The sequence below is a fragment of the Acidovorax cavernicola genome, assembly GCF_003581445.1.
This window is the reverse complement of record NZ_QXMN01000011.1, coordinates 23505-39844: the sequence shown is the minus strand read 5'-3', so window position 1 is coordinate 39844 and position 16340 is coordinate 23505. Positions and strand designations below refer to the sequence as shown.

The 16340-nt window shown below is 67.6% G+C and carries 16 protein-coding genes; 3 read left to right on the top strand and 13 right to left on the bottom strand.

From position 1 onward, the window contains the following. Positions 1-3: 3 nt before the first annotated feature. From D3H34_RS11515 to D3H34_RS11460, 12 genes are all read right to left on the bottom strand, one after another. Positions 4-999, bottom strand: coding sequence for a DUF3829 domain-containing protein (locus tag D3H34_RS11515; RefSeq protein ID WP_167481175.1), 996 nt, complete (start codon positions 997-999; stop codon positions 4-6). A gap of 184 nt (positions 1000-1183) precedes the next feature. Then, a complete protein-coding gene (locus D3H34_RS11510) occupies positions 1184-2299 on the bottom strand; it encodes a YeeE/YedE family protein (protein WP_119553591.1) in 1116 nt (371 codons plus the stop codon). A 43-nt stretch (positions 2300-2342) separates the two neighbouring features. Further along, positions 2343-4067: a thiosulfohydrolase SoxB gene (gene soxB, locus D3H34_RS11505; RefSeq protein ID WP_119553590.1), complete on the bottom strand. Its 1725-nt coding sequence runs from the start codon at positions 4065-4067 to the stop codon at positions 2343-2345. 19 nt (positions 4068-4086) lie between these two features. Next, positions 4087-4740, bottom strand: coding sequence for a sulfur oxidation c-type cytochrome SoxX (gene soxX, locus D3H34_RS11500; RefSeq protein WP_119553589.1), 654 nt, complete (start codon positions 4738-4740; stop codon positions 4087-4089). Positions 4741-4908: 168 nt separating this feature from the next. Continuing rightward, complete coding sequence (gene soxA / locus D3H34_RS11495) at positions 4909-5718, bottom strand: sulfur oxidation c-type cytochrome SoxA (protein ID WP_119553588.1); 810 nt, start codon at positions 5716-5718, stop codon at positions 4909-4911. A gap of 71 nt (positions 5719-5789) precedes the next feature. Then, positions 5790-6101, bottom strand: a complete 312-nt coding sequence (gene soxZ / locus D3H34_RS11490) for a thiosulfate oxidation carrier complex protein SoxZ (protein ID WP_172438442.1) — start codon at positions 6099-6101, stop codon at positions 5790-5792. A gap of 52 nt (positions 6102-6153) precedes the next feature. Beyond that, complete coding sequence (gene soxY / locus D3H34_RS11485; RefSeq protein WP_119553587.1) at positions 6154-6612, bottom strand: thiosulfate oxidation carrier protein SoxY; 459 nt, start codon at positions 6610-6612, stop codon at positions 6154-6156. A gap of 19 nt (positions 6613-6631) precedes the next feature. Beyond that, a complete protein-coding gene (locus D3H34_RS11480) occupies positions 6632-7681 on the bottom strand; it encodes a c-type cytochrome (RefSeq protein WP_119553586.1) in 1050 nt (349 codons plus the stop codon). Beyond that, entirely contained in the window at positions 7665-9029 is a 1365-nt protein-coding gene (gene soxC / locus D3H34_RS11475) for a sulfite dehydrogenase (RefSeq protein WP_119553585.1), read from the bottom strand. Before soxC ends, D3H34_RS11480 begins: the two co-directional genes overlap by 17 nt. An 18-nt stretch (positions 9030-9047) precedes the next feature. After that, positions 9048-9323 (bottom strand): c-type cytochrome, encoded by a 276-nt coding sequence (locus tag D3H34_RS11470; protein WP_286185649.1) that lies wholly within the window; start codon positions 9321-9323, stop codon positions 9048-9050. A 198-nt stretch (positions 9324-9521) separates the two neighbouring features. Further along, a complete protein-coding gene (locus D3H34_RS11465) occupies positions 9522-9992 on the bottom strand; it encodes a thioredoxin fold domain-containing protein (RefSeq protein ID WP_119553584.1) in 471 nt (156 codons plus the stop codon). Further along, positions 9989-10903: an MBL fold metallo-hydrolase gene (locus D3H34_RS11460; RefSeq protein ID WP_286185648.1), complete on the bottom strand. Its 915-nt coding sequence runs from the start codon at positions 10901-10903 to the stop codon at positions 9989-9991. The genes D3H34_RS11465 and D3H34_RS11460 overlap by 4 nt, the downstream gene beginning before the upstream one ends. 156 nt (positions 10904-11059) lie before the next feature. Between D3H34_RS11460 and D3H34_RS11455 the strand changes: the two genes are divergently transcribed. Then, a complete protein-coding gene (locus D3H34_RS11455) occupies positions 11060-11473 on the top strand; it encodes a DsrE family protein (protein WP_119553582.1) in 414 nt (137 codons plus the stop codon). Between the two features lie 43 nt (positions 11474-11516). Here D3H34_RS11455 and D3H34_RS11450 read toward each other — a convergent pair whose 3' ends face one another. After that, positions 11517-11843, bottom strand: coding sequence for an ArsR/SmtB family transcription factor (locus tag D3H34_RS11450; RefSeq protein WP_119553688.1), 327 nt, complete (start codon positions 11841-11843; stop codon positions 11517-11519). A gap of 286 nt (positions 11844-12129) precedes the next feature. On the opposite strand from D3H34_RS11450, the gene D3H34_RS11445 reads away from it, so the two are divergent. Both D3H34_RS11445 and D3H34_RS11440 read left to right on the top strand, forming a co-directional pair. After that, the gene (locus tag D3H34_RS11445; RefSeq protein WP_119553581.1) at positions 12130-13236 is read left to right on the top strand and encodes an efflux RND transporter periplasmic adaptor subunit; all 1107 of its coding nucleotides are present in this window, start codon (positions 12130-12132) and stop codon (positions 13234-13236) included. After that, the gene (locus tag D3H34_RS11440) at positions 13233-16331 is read left to right on the top strand and encodes a MexW/MexI family multidrug efflux RND transporter permease subunit (protein ID WP_119553580.1); all 3099 of its coding nucleotides are present in this window, start codon (positions 13233-13235) and stop codon (positions 16329-16331) included. Before D3H34_RS11445 ends, D3H34_RS11440 begins: the two co-directional genes overlap by 4 nt. Positions 16332-16340: the final 9 nt, after the last annotated feature.

Genomic DNA, 16340 nt, shown 5'->3' with positions numbered 1-16340 from the left:
GGGTCAGCGGCCGAAGCCGCCGTTGTAGTAGCCCACGGCGGAGTTGTAGTGGCTCACGATGTTCTGGAACGTCGAAGGGAACTTGCTGTCCTTGAACGTCCGCCATTGGCCGATCATGCTCAGCAGGCTGCTGTGCAGCGACTCATAGCTGTAGTGGGGTGCTTTGCCGTCTGCCCCCTTGGCTTTGGCCTTCGCCTTGGCTTCCTCCAGCGCCTTGGAGAATTCTTCCAGCGAAGCCTGCAGCTCGCTGGCCGATGCATCGACCTTGGCGACGGCTTCCTTGTTCTTCAGTCCGTCGATCTGATCGAGACTGTTGACGAACTTCTTGGCCACCGCCATCGAGGCCAGCATGTGGTAGTTGAGCATGTCGCCCTCTGCCTTGAGCTTGGCCATGCGTTCGGCGCGTGCCGCGTCCTGCACGCGACCCAGTTCGTCGCCCAGCTTGTCGATGCTGACCAGCATGCCCTTGAAGGCGGCGTTCATGTCGACATCGGCCGCGCGGGCCTTGACCCACTTGTCCTCGAGGAAGCCCTTGGACTTGTAGTACGGGTCCATCGGCGTCCAGACGGCGATGAGCTTCTCGCCCGTGGTCACCACACCGTCCACGGCGGCGTCGAGCGCTGCATCGCCTGAACCGTCGGTGCGCGCCTTCTGCAGGTCGTCCAGGGTGGACCGCATGTCGGAGGGAGCGCCATAGAACGCCGACTCGCTCGGCGACTTGCCGTTCACGTTCATCCGCACGTAGCTCTTGTACACGGCGGCGACGCTGCGGTTGTCGTCGATGAGTTCGTTGTAGCCCTTGCTGTACGCAGAGCGGGCCGCGGCCTGCACGCGGGCCGGGTCCTTGGCGGGCTGGGTCTTGCCCGATGCGGAAGGCGAATGCGAGGCCGCCGCCGGTGCCGGCTTGTTGTCGTCCTTGCAGGCCGCGAGCACGGCGCAGAAGCACAGGCTCAAGGCAAACAGGCGCGTGCGCGCCGATCGGTTGTGGTGCGCGGTCATGGCGCTCTCCCTGGGTTGTGGTTGTTCGGTGCCGCGCCCGTCGATGAAGGCCATCGCTCGCAGCGGCGTCGGGTGCGGAAAATCATAGCCAGCGCTCCCGTGTTCGGCCGTTCGGAACGGACGAAAAGCACACTGCGCACCCCACTAAATTGTGAGGATTCGCTTCAAGACACAGCCTGAAAAATCAGAGCGCGCGCTCGAGCTGCCAAGCTTGGTACTTCAGGCTTACCACCGCGCCGATCACGATGCCCGCGATGGCCGGCAGGCTCGCGATGCTCAGCGTCGACAACGCGCTCAGGCCTTGCCCGATGGTGCAGCCCATCGCAGTGACGCCGCCGATGCCCATGAGCACCGCGCCCGTCGCGTGATGCGCCAGGTCGCTGGTGCCGGCAAAGCCTTCCCAGCGGAATTCGCGCGACCACAGCGCATGCAGTGCGGCGCCCACCACCACGCCGGCCACCGACACGATGCCGAGCGTGAGCCGCTTGTTGGCGTCGCTGTAGAACATGAGCCAGTCGAGCGCGTAGGCCACCGGCGTGACGAAGCTCAACGCTTCGGCGCGGCCGGAGTTGGTGGCAAGAAACACGTGCTCGAGCGTGAGCGGATGCTCTTCGACCACCGCCCAGTGGCCGCTGAGCCACCACGCGGCAACGACGAGCGCACCGATCAACACGCCGCCGACAAGGCTGCGCACGTCGCGCGTCTCGCGGCCCCATGCGGCCCACACGAGCAGCGCGCCGCCGAACGCCAAGCCGAGCGCGAGGCGCAGTGAAGCTGCGTTGAGTTGGAAAGACGCGGCCAGCACTTCAGGCAGCGACGCGTTCATCGCGAGGTCGACATGCACCGCATCGACGGTCGCCACGCGCAGCACCGCGGTGATGCCCTTCAGCGTGGCGAAGGCCGACACGCCCATGAGCACCAGCACCACCAGCGCCTTGAGGTTGCCGCCACCCAGGCGCACCAGCGTCTTGTTGCCGCAGCCCGAGGACAGCACCATGCCGACGCCGAACAGCAGTCCACCGACCAGCGCGGCCAGCCAGAGGATCTGGTGCGAGGCATAGAGCGTGCGGTCGGCATCGACGAGCCCCGTGAAGACGAGCGCCGAGAAACCGATGAGCGCGATGCCGCCGGCCGCGGCCCACTGCTTCACGCGCGTCCAGTCGCCGAGCGCCACCACGTCGCTGATCGCGCCCATGGTGCAAAAGCGCGTGGCGCGCGCGACGGCGCCGAACACCGCCGACAGCACGAAGGCGGCCACGAGCGCGAGCGTGGTGAGAAGGGAAACCTGCTCGATGGACATGCCCCGATTCTAGGGAGCGCCCTCGCGCGCGCACCGACTCAATTCAGGCCAGACCGGGGTTCGGTGCGATGTTCTTGAGCACGGGCTCGTCGAGCCGGCGCGTGGACACCACCTTGCGCGACTTCAGCCACGGCTCGATGACTTCCCACACGGGCTTGTTGCCGGCCGTGCGCGCTTCCTCACTCACGGGCGCCCAGCCGGCCACCTTGTAGCTGCGGCTGGCGTCGATGGGCTTGCCGCCCAGGCGCATGTCCTGGATGCGCTGGCCCATGGCGGCGGTCGGGTCGCAGGTGTACTGCAGCCCACCCACGCGCACCATGTCGCCGCCCTGCTGGTAGTAGGGGTCGGGGTTGAAGAGGTTGTCGCAGACGTCTTCGAGCACGGTCTTGAGCGTCTCGCCGGTCATCTGCGTCACGGTCGCGTACGAGTACGTGGTAGCCGTCATGTCCATCAGCCATTCGCGCGTGATCGGCTGGCCGGGCAGCAGCGAGGTGCCCCAGCGGAAGCCGGGCGAGAAGGCGATGGGCGCGTCCTGCACTTCCATGAGCGCGTCGAGCAGCAGCTGGTCGCCGGTGCCGTTGAAGTTGCCGCGCCGGTACAGCACGCCGTCGGTGTGGGCGAGGGTTTCAGCGAGCTTGGCTTCGTAGGGCGCGCGCACGCGGGTGATGAGCGCGTCCATCTCCTTGTCGGCCGGGATCAGGTCGGAGAACACGGGCAGCAGGCGGTAGCGGAAGTCGCTCACCTTCTTGCCCTTGACGTCGAAGTCGATCACGCCGAGGAACTTGCCGTTGGAGCCGCCGTTGACCACGATGGTCTTGCCGCCCGCGTTGCTCACCAGCGTGGGCATGGGCGTGCCGTCGTGCGTGTGGCCGCCGAGGATGGCGTCGATGCCGGTGACGCGGCCGGCCATCTTGAGGTCGACGTCCATGCCGTTGTGCGAGAGCACCACTACCACCTGCGCGCCCTTGCCGCGCGCCTCGTTCACCACGCGCTGCAGGTTGTCGTCCTGGATGCCGAAGGTCCAGTCGGCCACCATGTAGCGCGGGTTGGCGATGGGCGTGTAAGGAAAGGCCTGGCCGATGATGGCGCAGGGCACGCCGTTGATCTCGCGCATGACGTAGGGCTTGAACACCGGGTCGCCGAAGTCGGCGGTCTTGACGTTCTGCGCCACGAACTCGACCTTGCCCGCAAAGTCCTTCTCGATGATCTGCTGCACCCGCGCCATGCCGTAGGTGAACTCCCAATGCCCGGTCATCACGTCGACACCGAGCAGCTTGCAAGCGTCGACCATGTCCTGCGCGTCGGTCCACAGCGACGTGGCCGAGCCCTGCCAGGTGTCGCCGCCGTCGAGCAGCAGCGCGCCGGGGCGGCTGGCCTTGAGTTGCTTGACCAGCGTGGCCAGGTGCGCGAAGCCGCCGACCTTGCCGTAGCGCTGCGCGGCCTTGTCGAAGTCGAGGTAGGTGAGCGCATGCGCCATGCGCGTGCCGGGCTTCACGCCGGCGGCTTTCAGCAGATGCTCGCCCACGAGGTGCGGCACCCTGCCGCGCATGTCGCCCACGCCGATGTTGACGCCCGGCTCGCGGAAGTACAGCGGCTTGAGCTGCGCGTGGCAGTCGGTCATGTGCAGCATCGACACGTTGCCGAAGGCTGGCACGGTGTACATGCTGTCGAGGCCGGCGGCCACGCTGCCGCCGTGGCGGGCCAGGCCCAGGCCGGCGACAGCGCCGGCACCGAGCATCTGGACGAACTCGCGCTTGGAAAGGTTCATGAAGCAGGAAGCCAGGCGTTCAGCGGTTGACGGGAGACTGGGGGTCGAGCAGCAGGCCCATCACGTCGCGGATCTGCTTCTCGTTGAGGATGCCGGAGTGGCCCACGCGCGGCATGTTGGAGCAGGCGTTGTAGGCACGCGCATTCCACAGCTTGCCCCAGGTGTATTCGACGATGGGCTTGGCGGCGGCGCTGGCCGGGTCGGCCACGCCGCGCAGCTTGCCGTAGTGGTACAGGCTCGGGCCGAGCGTGCCGAAGGAGATTTCTTCCTTCGACATCTGGTGGCAGTTGTAGCAATTGCCGCCGTTGGCGGCATTGGCCGCGTCGGTCCAGGTGAGACCGCGTCCGTTTTGCGCGATCTTCTCGCCCTCGCGCCAGTCGCCGACGAACTTGCCGTCGGCGGGCCAGCGCACGGTCTTGAGGTTGGCGGCCTCGATCTCCTTGGCCACCTTGTCGTCCAGCGGCTTGCCGGTGGCGTCGGCTTCGCTGCACGCGAGGTTGGCCGGGTCCTGCACGAGGCGATCGACCTTGGCGATGCCCTGGTCGCGGAACGAGCTCTTCAGCGCCTCGGCGGTGTAGCGGTCGAGGTCGGCGGCGCTGTCGACGGACGCGCAGCCGAACACGGTGAGCGCGCAGGCCACGGCGACCAGGCCGAAGAAATGATCGGATTTCATTTCGTTTTCCTTCAGTGACTCACCGCGCGGCGCGCGATGCAAGCAAACGGGCGTTGGCCCGGCCAGGGATACCGCGGAACCGGCTTTGCCGGGCCGCTGGTATCGCCCCCTGCAAGGGGGTTGGCGAAGCGACACGAAGTGCGCGAAGACTGGGGGTGAGCGTCATGACTAGCGCTTGATGGCGGGGGCGGTGGTTTTCACGCCCTTGCCGTTGACACCCATGTAGACGGCCAGCGCGATGGTCGCGTCGCTGGCGTAGCCCGGGTAGGGAAAGCGCTGCTGGCGGTAGCAGTCGTTGAGCCGCCGCTGCATGCCCCACAGCTCGCCCGAGGACACGCGGTACGCCGGCCATGCGCCGAAGCCGTCGCCCGCGCCGGGGCTCTTCGTGAGGTTGGGCAGGTCCTGCAGGCGGATGCGCTTGTCGTCCGCGCCGTGGCAGGTGGCGCAGGCGAAGTCGTGCGGGCCCGCGCGCAGGAAGAACAGGCGCTTGCCCACTTCATAGGCGCGGCGCTCGGTGGCGTGCGACTGCGGCAGGCTCAGCGGCATGCCTTTCGACTCCGCCGAGATCCACGCGACCAGCCCCTCGATGTTCTTCTGCTCGCCCTGTCCGAACGGCGTCTTGGCGATGGCCGCGGCATCGAAGCCCTGCAGCGTCTGCATGCAGGTGAGCAGGCGCGACTCCATGTCCTGCACGCGGCCGGTGTCTGGGAAGTAGCGCGGCAGTTCCGCGAACGCGCCCTTCACCACGCCCGGGCCCTTGCCGAGGTCGCACTTCTCCATCGACGCGGCCTTGGGGCCGCGCTTCTGTTTCCAGAGATCTTCGCCCTTGGCCTCGAACAGCTCGGCCGGGTTGCCGTCCTGCAGCAGCGCGCGGTACTCGGCGATGCCTTCGGCCGTGGTCTTCTGCGCCGCGGCGGGCAGCGCGATGCCGCCGGCCAGCAACAGCAGGCCAAGGCTCAGGCTTGTGGTTGTCCTCATGGGGCCGCCTTTTTTTCTCGTGGGGAACAGCAAGCACGCATCCGCAGGCGGATACGTGCGCGAAGAAAACGTCAGCTGACGGTGGCTTCGTCGGTGCGGGTGTCGCCGCGGTTGTCCTTCCAGGTCACGGCGATCTTGTCGCCGGCCTTCGCGCCCTTCAGCGTGAACTGCATGAACGGGTTCTTCGACACCGCCGGGCCCCAGTCGGCCGTGAGCACGGTCTTGCCGTTGAGCGAGGCCGTGACTTCCTGAATGAACCAGGCGGGAATCGTCTTGCCGGCCGCGTCCTTGCGCTGGCCGGTTTCCATTTCGTGCGCCATGAGGATGCGAACGGTCGTCTTGTCGCCCGCGGCCTGGGCCCGGATGCGCATGGGATCTGCCATGGTGGTCTCCTTCTTCTCGTCGTGTTCTTTTTTGCGTGAAGCCGTCGTTCGCTCAGCCGCCGCAGCCGCCGAGCGTGACCTTGACTTCCTTCTTGGCGAAGAGCGCCTTGCCGTCGTTCATGACCGCGATGGCGTACACGTCGGACGACTGGCCCAGCTTGGCGCGCGTGGTGAAGTTGGGCTCGACGAATTCCGAGGTGTTGAAGATCGCGACCACGGCGTTCGGGTTCTTCTCGACCAGCAGCATGAGCTGCTTCACGCCGGGCAAGGTGGTGGCCACGCTCAACGGCACCACGGCGCCGTTCTCGGCGATGTCGGGGCCGGTGATGGTGACGTCCTTGCTCTCGGCGGGTGCGCCGGCGACGCCCACGGCCTTGAGCGCGTCGGCCACGCTCTTGGCGTCGAAGGCGTCTTTCGAATACGCAAGGGCGGTGGCGGGGAGCCAGCCGGCGGTGGCCGCCAGGCCCGCGAGGGCGGCGGACTGCGTGAGCATCTGTCTGCGGTTTTTCATGGGGTTGTCTCCTGTCGAATCATGGTCCGGCGCTGTCGGCGAGCCAGCGCGCGATGGCCTTGGCATCATCGTCGCCCAGGGTCTGCGGCGGCATCGGGATCGCCCCCCAGACGCCGGTGCTGCCTGCCTTGATCTTCTGCAGCAGGTGGTCGGTCTGGCCGGGGTACTTCTTGGCGATGTCGGAGAACGCAGGGCCTACGAGCTTCTGCGTCATGCCGTGGCAGGCGGTGCAGCTGTTCTTCTCGAGCAAGGCGACGGGCGCCTTCGGTGCGGCCGCGGCCGGTGCGGTGGTCTTCACGGCGGCGGGCGGTGCGGTGGCGACGCCACGCTGCGCGCCCACCAGCCGGTTCTGGTCGGCGAGGTTGCCGTGGCTGCCACGCGCATGTGGCGGCAGTTGAGCCACCGTCGCCGCGGCGGGCACGCAGTCGCGCATGCAGGCCACGGCCGACACGTCGGGCCTGGCCGCGCGGCCGAATTCGCTGCCGGGCCACATCGCGTGCGCGGTGGTGCCGCCGTTGCGGTTGGGCATGCGGGCCTGCACCTCGCGGATGTTCTTGTCCGACAGCGTGAAGTCGTCGGACACGATGCCGCCGAGGTTCAGCATGTAGGCGGTGACGGCATACACGTCGTCCGGCGTCAGCGACTTGGGCTGGTTCCACGGCATGGCGCGGTACACGTAGTCCCACACGGTCGACAGGCTCGTGACCTTCATCAGCGTGGTGCGGCCCGGGAACGAGGGGTCCTTGAGGCGCGCGACGTGGCCGCTCTTGACGTCCTCGGCCGTGGTGCCGCCGACGATCGGGCTGAACACCTGGTTCGATTCGCCGAACACGCCGTGGCACGAGGCGCACTTGCCTTCCCACAGGTCCTGCCCGCGCGTGACCGAGCCCGAGCCGGGCGGCAGGCCCTTGAAGTCGGGGCGCACGTCGATGTCCCATGCGGCCACTTCCTTGGGCGTGGCGTCGCGGCCGATGCCTGCGTAGCCTGACGCCTTCGGTTGTGCAACCGCCGCGGTCACGCCGCAGGCGAGCACCAGAACGAGCAGCGCGCGACTAGGAAAGCTGGACATTCGCCACCTCCCCGTTTGCCTGCACCTGCCACGACTGGATGGCGTTGTTGTGATAGATCGAGCGCGTGCCGCGCACCGCGCGCAGCTGCTTGTAGCTGGGCTGCACGTAGCCGGTGTCGTCCATCGCGCGGCTCTGGATGATGGCGGGCGAACCGTCCCACACCCAGTCGATGTTGAAGCGCGTGAGGCACTTCGAGAGCACCGGCGATTCGAGCCGCGCGGTGCGCCAGTTGCGCCCGCCGTCCACGCTCACGTCCACGCGCTTGACCTTGCCACGCCCCGACCAGGCAAGGCCGGTGATGTTGTAGAAGCCCTTGTCCAGCAGCATCTGCCCGCCCGAGGGCGTGGTCACGACGCTCTTGCATTCCTGGATGCTGGTGTACTGGCGGTGCTGGCCGTCGGGCATCAGGTCGACGTAGTGCACGTTCTCGTCCTTGGTGCCGTAGGGCTGGTCGCCCAGCTCGATGCGGCGCAGGTACTTGACCCAGCTCACACCCTGCACACCCGGCACCACGAGGCGCAGCGGGTAGCCCTGCTCGGGGCGCAGCATCTCGCCGTTCTGGCCGTAGGCCACAAGCACCTCGCCCGAGCGGATGAGGCTCATGGGGATGGTGCGCGTCATCGACGAACCGTCGGCGCCCTCGGCCAGCACGAAGCGCTCGCCCTTCAAATCAGCACCTGCCATCTCGAGCAGCGTGATCAGCGGCACGCCGGTGAACTCGCTGCACGACAGCATGCCGTGCGTGTACTGAGCCGTAGGCACCGCGACGTTGCCCCACTCCATGCCGGTGTTGGCGCCGCACTCGATGAAGTGAAAGCGCGACACCGACGGCAGCCGCATCAGCTCGTCGAGCGTGAAGACCTTCGGCGCCTTCACCATGCCGTTGACCATCAGCCGGTGCTTCGACGGGTCGATGTCCCACCATCCCTGGTGGTGCCGCTCGAAGTGCAGGCCGCTGGGCGTGACGATGCCGAACAGCGACTGCAGCGGCGCGAAGGACACCGAGGCCTGCGCGGTCGGCGTGAGCCCCGGGCTCTGGCGGCGCTGCACGTTGGCTTCGTATTTCGAAGGCTTGCCGTAGCCGTCGGTGACGACCGGCTGGCCGAGGCCCGTGCTGTGCGCGGGCAGATTCAGGATCGCGGGATCGCCATCGCCGACAACCGGGCGCGATTGCGCGAGGGCCGACGACGTGGCGGCCGTGCCGGCGACGGCGGCGGCGAAGGCGTTGCGGATGAAGTCGCGCCGCCCCTTGCCGGCTTCGGCGAAGACGGCGCGCACACCTTGTGCATCGAGGAAGTTCTCGGGTGCCTTGCGCACCTGGCCGGTCGGATGGTTGCTGGCGCTCATGGCGGCAGGCCCGTGGTCTTACTTCGCGCCGCCCAGCACCCAGGCGGCCAGCGCCTTGGCGTCGGCTTCGCTCATCGCGGGTTGCGCCGGCATCGGCACGGCGCCCCACTTGCCGGTGCTGCCCTTCTGGATGCTGGCCGTGAGCACGGCGAGCGCGTCGGCCTGGCCGGTGTACTTCTTCGCGACGTCGAGGTAGGCGGGGCCGACCAGCTTCTTGTCGACCGCGTGGCAGGCGAGGCAGGCGTTCTTCTGGGCCAGTTCCTTGTTCGCAAGGGCCGGGGTCGACAACAGCATCGTGGTGACAGCAACGGCGAGCGACGGCAACAGCAACTTCAAATCAGTCTCCTCGAAACGCGTGGCGACGCGGCCCGGCTTCATCGTTAAATAAGTAAATCGTTATGTATTGATTTTATGAACGATCGTCCGAATGGGAAGACCCTCGGACTTGGGAAAAACCCGCTCGTCATGCGCGTGCATAACGAGGGTGCGTTGTCAGGCGCGCACGGCCGCGCGCGCCTGCGCCAGTCGCTGTTCGAGGTACGCGCCGTAGAAATCCGAATCGCCGCCGGTCAGCCGCTCGGCCACTTCGCGACCGTTACGTCCGAAGAAGAGCACCGTCGGCGCGACGCTCACGTGCCATGCCTTGATGAGCGCGTCGTGCGTGCGCGCGATGCCGTCGAAGTCGCGCACGCTGCGCGCGTCGCGAAAGTCGATCTGCACCACAGGCGTGCCGGCGGCGAGTTCGGGCACGAGGTAGTGCGTGCGCACGATCTGGCAGAAGGGACAGCCCTGCAGGCTGGCCATGACGACCAACGGCTGCGACCGCGCCAGCGCCGCGGCGAGTGCGCCGGCCAGCGAAGCCGGCGCGGGCAGTGGCGCGTCAGCCGCCTGCACGGTCATCGGTGCGACGCACAGCGCGGCAAGGCCTGCGACGAGCTGCCGGCGCGTGCGGTCGCCGCTCATCGCGCCTCCTGCTCCAGCAGCAGGTAGGTGTTGTAGGCGTTCATGCGGTTGGCCACCTTGAACAGCGGCCAGGCCTCGAAGCGCGACCAGTCGGTGGCGGCATAGGCTTCGTCGAAGGGGGTCATCTCGGTGGCGGCCTTCTTCATCGCCTCGCGCAGGAAGACGAGGTAGTCGCGCGTCTGCCGCAGGTCCTGCGCCGGGTCTTCCGAGGCGGGGCCGTGGCCCGGCACGATGGTGCGCGCATCGAGCGCGAGCAGCGCGTCGAGCGCCGCGATCCAGTGCCGGCTGTCGGCCGAGCCGACGTAAGGCGTGCGGTTGCGGAACACGATGTCTCCGGTGAACAGCACCTTCTCCTTCGGCAGGTAGATGGCCAGGTCCTCGGGCGTGTGCGCGGGACCGGCGGGCTGGATCACGAAGCGCGTGCCACCGATGGTCAGCTCGGTGCGCGCATCGATCCACACATCGGCCGGCACCAGCTTCGTGCCCGCATCGATCCACGGTGCGAGCTCCTGGCGCGAGGCTTCCAGGCGCAGCCGCGCGGTGTCGGAGGTGAGGTAGGCCTTGCCCAGCGTGTGCGCCACGATCTGCGCGCCCAGCGCCTTGAACACCTGCAGGCCGTAGATGTGGTCCGCGTGGTAGTGCGTGAGGATGACGTGGCTGATCGGCTTGGGCGTGAGCTTGCGGATCTCGGCCACCATGCGCTCGGCGACGGCGGGCGAACCGAGCGCGTCGATCATCACGACGCTGTCGCGCGTGATGACGAATCCGGCGTTGGAGATGAAGTTCTGGTTGTCCTTCGAGCCCAGCGCGGGAATGCCCTGCACGTAGTAGATATCGGGCGCGACCTGCAGCGGTCGGATCTCGGGCGCCGCGAATGCGGCGTTCGCGCAAAGCCAGAGCGCGGCGCACATCAACAGCGCCTTCGCGCGAACGGCGGTGGGCCGGCACGGGAACATCGTGGGTCGTCTCCTGCGGGCTCGGCGGCGAGGGCCGCGGGCTTGCCCGGCTGTAAATATAAGCAGAAGATGATATTTTGCGCACAACGACAACAGCCAGAGGGTTTCCCCATGAGACACGCATTCATCGCTTTCCTGTTCGCCCTCGTGGCTTCGTTCGCGCACGCGCAGGACGTCAAGGTGGTCTATCACGTCAACACCGGCGTGGAGAGCAGCGCGGCGATCCTCGCGAACATCACGAACCACCTGAACGCGGACCCGAAGGCGAAGATCGTGGTGGTCACGCACGGCCCCGGCATCGACTTCCTGCTGACCGATGCGAAGGACAGCAGGGGCCGCGAGTTCAGCGGCCCGGTGAGCGCGCTGGCGGGGCGCGGCGTGGAGTTCAAGGTGTGCAACAACACGCTCACTACGCGCAACATCGATGCGGGCAAGCTGCTGATGGAAACCAAGGTGGTGCCCTCGGGCGTGGCCGAGGTGGCGCGGTTGCAGGCGAAGGAAGGCTACGTCTACCTGAAGCCCTGAGGGGCCGCTGTAAAGGCTGGCTGATGTCGGCCTTCTTCTCTTCTTATTCCTGCTCGATGGCGATCTGCACGCAGATGCTGCGGCACAGCGCCACCACGGTCTCGTTCGCGATGCTGTAGTAGATGCTCACGCCGTCGCGGCGCCTTGCGAGCACGCCCGCCTGGTAGAGCGTGTTCAGGTGCTGGGACATGTTCGGCTGCGTGGTGTCGATCTCGGCCAGCAGCTCGCTCACGTTCTTCTCGCCGTTGCACAGCAGGCTCACGATCTTCAGCCGCATGGGCGCGGCCATGGCCCGGAACAGGTCGGCGGCAATGTCGAAGACCTCGTCCTCGGTGACAGCCGCGGACTTCTTTCGGGGTTTGGTGGCCATGCTGAAAAGGTTCATGAGCAGGTCGCAATGTACATCGGCGCTTGGCGCGGCGAGCGATGTCCCGGTGGGCTTGCGGCCATTGGACGAGGCGCCGCGTCACAAAAGCGACCGCCGCTGCGTCTTCGGGGTGCGGGGATGTCCCCGCTCAACCACCCGGAGCACCCAGCATGCACGCGCAGCCAAAGATAGCCCTGCCCTATCGGGGCCATTGCCACGTCCTTCTCGACAGCGTTCGGACGCGATCTAATAATCAAAGCACTTTCTTTGATAAAAAAGCAGGTTGCGTATGAACAAACAATCAAGGACCTGGCTCGGCGCCGGTCTCACGGTCGCGGTGCTGGGCGCGGCGGGCTACGGGCTCGTGGCGAAGTTCCAGCCGGCCCATGCACAGGGCGGCGGCATGCCGCCGGCCAAGGTCGCGGTGGCTCCCGCAAAGCAGACGGAGATGGCGCGCTTCCTCAGCGGCATCGGCACGCTGGAGGCCAACCGTCAGGTCGAGGTGCCGGCCGAGGTGGAGGGCCGCATCGCCCAGATCCTCTTCACGCCCGGCGCGCAGGTGCGGGCCGGCCAGCTGCTGGTGCAGCTCAACGACGCGCCCGAACAGGGCGACCTCGAACGGCTGCGCGCGCAGCAATCGAACGCGCGCACCGCGCTGGAACGCACGCGCCGCCTGTTGCCGCAGCAGGCCGCCACGCAGGAGCAGATGGAACAGGCGCAGGCCGCGTTCGACCAGGCCAGCGGCGAGCTGCGGCGCGTGCAGGCGCTCATCGAGCAGAAGCGCATCAAGGCGCCCTTCGACGGCGTGCTGGGCATCCGCAAGGTCAACCTCGGGCAGTTCGTGCGCGCGGGCGATGCGATGGTCTCGCTCACCGACAGCCGCACGCTGTTCGCCAACCTCACGCTGCCCGAGACCGCGCTGCCGGCGCTGCGGCGCAACCAGGCGGTGGCGCTCGCGGTCGATGCGTACCCGGGCCGCGTGTTCCAGTCCAGGCTCAGCGCCATCGAGCCCCAGATCGGCAGCGACACGCGCACCGTACGGCTGCAGGCCACGGTGGACAACACCGACGGCGCGCTCACGCCCGGCATGTACGTCAACGGCAAGGTGGCGCTGCCGGCGCGTTCCGATGCCATCGCCGTGCCTGAAACCGCCATCACCTACAGCACGCACGGCGACTCGGTGTTCGTGATGCGCCCCGGCGAAAAGGGCGACGGCTTCTCGGTGCAGCAGGTGTTCGTGAAGACCGGCGAGCGGCAAGACGGCCTGGTTGTCGTCGAGCAGGGCCTGAAGGCCGGCGAGCAGGTCGTCACCTCGGGCCAGCAGCGCCTGTACAACGGCGCGGCCGTGGCCCCGGCCGCGAAGGACACGCTGGCGCTGCAGGAATCGAAGTCATGAAATTCACCGACCTCTTCGTGCGCCGGCCCGTGCTGGCGCTGGTGGTGAGCACGCTCATCCTCCTGCTGGGCGCGCGTGCCCTGGGCGACCTGCCGGTGCGCCAGTACCCGCTGACCGAGAGCACCACGCTCACCATCACCACGCAGTACCCCGGCGCCTCGCCGGAGCTGATGCAGGGCTTCGTCACGCAACCGATCGCCCAGGCGGTGGCGACCATCGAGAACGTCGACTACCTCTCGTCGTCCTCCACGCTGGGCCGCAGCGTGATCAGCGTGCGCATGAAGCTCAACGCCGACGCCAACCAGGCGCTCACGCAGGCGATGGCGCAGGTCAGCCAGGTGAAGTACCGGCTGCCGGCCGAGGCCTTCGACCCGGTGATCCTCAAGTCCTCGGGCGAGGCCACGGCGGTGGCGTACGTGGGCTTCTCGAGCAAGACGATGCCGGTGCCGCAGCTCACCGATTACCTCTCGCGCGTGGTGCAGCCGCAGTTCGCATCGATCCCCGGCGTCTCGGGCGTCGAGGTGTCGGGCGGGCAGACGCTGGCGATGCGCGTGTGGCTCGACGCCAACCGCATGGCCGCGCGCGGCATCTCGGCCGGCGAGCTGGCCGACGCGCTGCGCCAGAACAACGTGCAGGCCGCACCGGGGCAGGTGAAGGGCCTGTACGTGGTGTCGAACATCCGCGTGAACACCGACCTGGTGAACGTGGCCGAGTTCCGCGACATGGTCATCAAGCGTGACGGTGAAGCCATCGTGCGCCTGGGCGACGTGGCCACGGTGGAACTGGGCGCGGCCAGCGCCGACAGCAGCGCCACCATGGACGGCGACAAGGCCATCTACCTCGGCCTGCAGGCCGCGCCCAACGGCAACCCGCTGGTGATCGTGAAGCGCATCCGCGACCTGCTGCCCGGCATCAAGCAGAACCTGCCGCCGGGCGTGGAAGTGCAACTGCCCTTCGAACTCGCGCGCTTCATCGAGGCCTCGATCGACGAGGTGCAGAAGACGCTGCTCGAAGCCATCGCCATCGTGGTGCTGGTGATTTTCCTGTGCCTGGGCTCGCTGCGCGCGGTGCTCATTCCGGTGGTGACCATTCCGCTGTCGATGCTCGGCGCGGCGGCGCTGATGCTGCTGTTCGGCTTCAGCATCAACCTGCTGACGTTGCTCGCGATGGTGCTGGCCATCGGCCTGGTGGTGGACGACGCCATCGTGGTGGTCGAGAACGTGCACCGTCACATCGAGGAAGGCAAGTCGCGCGTGCAGGCCGCCCTGATCGGTGCGCGCGAAGTGGCCGGCCCGGTGATCGCGATGACGCTCACGCTGGCCGCGGTGTACGCGCCGATCGGACTCATGGGCGGGCTCACGGGTTCGCTCTTCAAGGAGTTCGCCTTCACGCTGGCAGGCGCGGTGGTGGTGTCGGGCGTGATCGCGCTCACGCTGTCGCCGGTGATGAGCTCGTTCCTGCTGCCGCAGGACGCCACGGCGGGCCGCATGGCGCGCTATGCCGAGACCTTCTTCCACAAGCTCGCCACGGCCTACGGCCGGCTGCTCGACGTGTCGCTGCACCACCGCTGGGTCACGGGCCTGCTGGCGGCCGCCGTGCTCGTGAGCCTGCCCTTCCTCTACAACGCGGCGCAGCGCGAGCTGGCGCCCGGTGAAGACCAGGCGATGGTGATGACCGTCATCAAGTCGCCGCAGCACGCCAACATCGACTACGTCGAGAAGTTCGGCAAGAAGTGGGACGAGGCGCTGGCCGCGTTGCCCGAGAACACCGGCCGCTGGCTCATCAACGGCTCGGACGGCGTGTCCAACAGCATCGGCGGCGTGCAGCTGTCCGACTGGAAGGACCGCCAACGCAATGCCGACCAGATCCAGGGCGAGGTGCAGGCCGGCATGAACGAGGTCGAGGGCAGCAGCGTGTTCGCCTTTCAGTTGCCGTCGCTGCCGGGCTCGACCGGCGGGCTTCCGGTGCAGATGGTGATCCGCAGCGCGGGCGACCACCGCAGCGTGTTCGAGGCGATGGAAACGCTGAAGAAGTCGGCGCGCGACAGCGGCAAGTTCGCCGTGGTCGACAGCGACCTGGAGTTCAACAACCCCGTGACCGAAGTGCGCGTGGACCGCGCCAAGGCCAACAGCATGGGCGTGACCATGAAGGCCATCGGCGACACGCTGGCGGTGTTGGTGGGCGAGAACTACGTCAACCGCTTCGGCATGGACGGCCGCTCGTACGACGTGATTCCGCAGTCGCCGCGCGACCAGCGGCTCACGGCGGAGGCCCTGTCGCGCTACTTCGTGAAGAGCGCGAGCGGGCAGAGCGTGCCGCTGGGCAACCTGGTGCAGCTGTCGACCAGCGTGGGGCCCAACAAGCTCACGCAGTTCAACCAGCTCAACGCCGCGACCTTCCAGGCCATCCAGATGCCGGGCGTGACCATGGGCGACGCCGTGGCGTTCCTGAGCGAAGAGGCCAAGAAGCTGCCGGCCGGCTTCAGCTACGACTGGCAGTCGGACGCACGCCAGTTCACGCAGGAAGGCTCGGCGCTGGTGATGGCCTTCGTGTTCGCGATCGTGGTGATCTATCTGGTGCTGGCCGCGCAATACGAGAGCCTGCGCGACCCGCTGATCATCCTGATCAGCGTGCCGATGTCGATCTGCGGTGCGCTGGTGCCGCTGGCGCTGGGCTTTGCCACCATCAACATCTACACGCAGATCGGGCTGGTGACGCTCATCGGGCTCATCAGCAAGCACGGCATCCTGATGGTGGAGTTCGCCAACGAGATCCAGGAACGCCAGAACCTGGCGCGCCGCGCCGCCATCGAGCAGGCCGCGCGCATCCGGCTGCGCCCGATCCTGATGACCACGGCCGCGATGGTGGTGGGCCTGGTGCCGTTGCTGTTCGCCAGCGGCGCGGGTGCCAACAGCCGCTTCAGCATCGGCCTGGTGATCGTGGTCGGCATGCTGGTGGGCACGCTGTTCACGCTGTTCGTGCTGCCCACGATGTACACGCTGCTGGCGCGCGACCACCGCACGGTGGGCCGCTCGCAGCGCGCCGCCGAACTCGAAGCGCTCGTGGCGCGCGAGCCCGCCGGCGACCCCGCCTGACGACACCGG

Bases quoted from the DNA above. Each gene is read 5' to 3' on its own strand.
- D3H34_RS11465 (WP_119553584.1), bottom strand. From the start codon at position 9,992: ATGAGCGGCGACCGCACGCGCCGGCAGCTCGTCGCAGGCCTTGCCGCG.
- D3H34_RS11515 (WP_167481175.1), bottom strand. From the start codon at position 999: ATGACCGCGCACCACAACCGATCGGCGCGCACGCGCCTGTTTGCCTTG.
- D3H34_RS11460 (WP_286185648.1), bottom strand. From the start codon at position 10,903: ATGTGCGCCGCGCTCTGGCTTTGCGCGAACGCCGCATTCGCGGCGCCC.
- soxX (WP_119553589.1), bottom strand. From the start codon at position 4,740: ATGAAATCCGATCATTTCTTCGGCCTGGTCGCCGTGGCCTGCGCGCTC.
- soxY (WP_119553587.1), bottom strand. From the start codon at position 6,612: ATGAAAAACCGCAGACAGATGCTCACGCAGTCCGCCGCCCTCGCGGGC.
- D3H34_RS11445 (WP_119553581.1), top strand. From the start codon at position 12,130: ATGAACAAACAATCAAGGACCTGGCTCGGCGCCGGTCTCACGGTCGCG.
- soxZ (WP_172438442.1), bottom strand. From the start codon at position 6,101: ATGGCAGATCCCATGCGCATCCGGGCCCAGGCCGCGGGCGACAAGACG.
- D3H34_RS11450 (WP_119553688.1), bottom strand. From the start codon at position 11,843: ATGGCCACCAAACCCCGAAAGAAGTCCGCGGCTGTCACCGAGGACGAG.
- soxC (WP_119553585.1), bottom strand. From the start codon at position 9,029: ATGAGCGCCAGCAACCATCCGACCGGCCAGGTGCGCAAGGCACCCGAG.
- soxB (WP_119553590.1), bottom strand. From the start codon at position 4,067: ATGAACCTTTCCAAGCGCGAGTTCGTCCAGATGCTCGGTGCCGGCGCT.
- D3H34_RS11455 (WP_119553582.1), top strand. From the start codon at position 11,060: ATGAGACACGCATTCATCGCTTTCCTGTTCGCCCTCGTGGCTTCGTTC.
- D3H34_RS11470 (WP_286185649.1), bottom strand. From the start codon at position 9,323: ATGCTGTTGTCGACCCCGGCCCTTGCGAACAAGGAACTGGCCCAGAAG.
- D3H34_RS11510 (WP_119553591.1), bottom strand. From the start codon at position 2,299: ATGTCCATCGAGCAGGTTTCCCTTCTCACCACGCTCGCGCTCGTGGCC.
- soxA (WP_119553588.1), bottom strand. From the start codon at position 5,718: ATGAGGACAACCACAAGCCTGAGCCTTGGCCTGCTGTTGCTGGCCGGC.
- D3H34_RS11480 (WP_119553586.1), bottom strand. From the start codon at position 7,681: ATGTCCAGCTTTCCTAGTCGCGCGCTGCTCGTTCTGGTGCTCGCCTGC.
- D3H34_RS11440 (WP_119553580.1), top strand. From the start codon at position 13,233: ATGAAATTCACCGACCTCTTCGTGCGCCGGCCCGTGCTGGCGCTGGTG.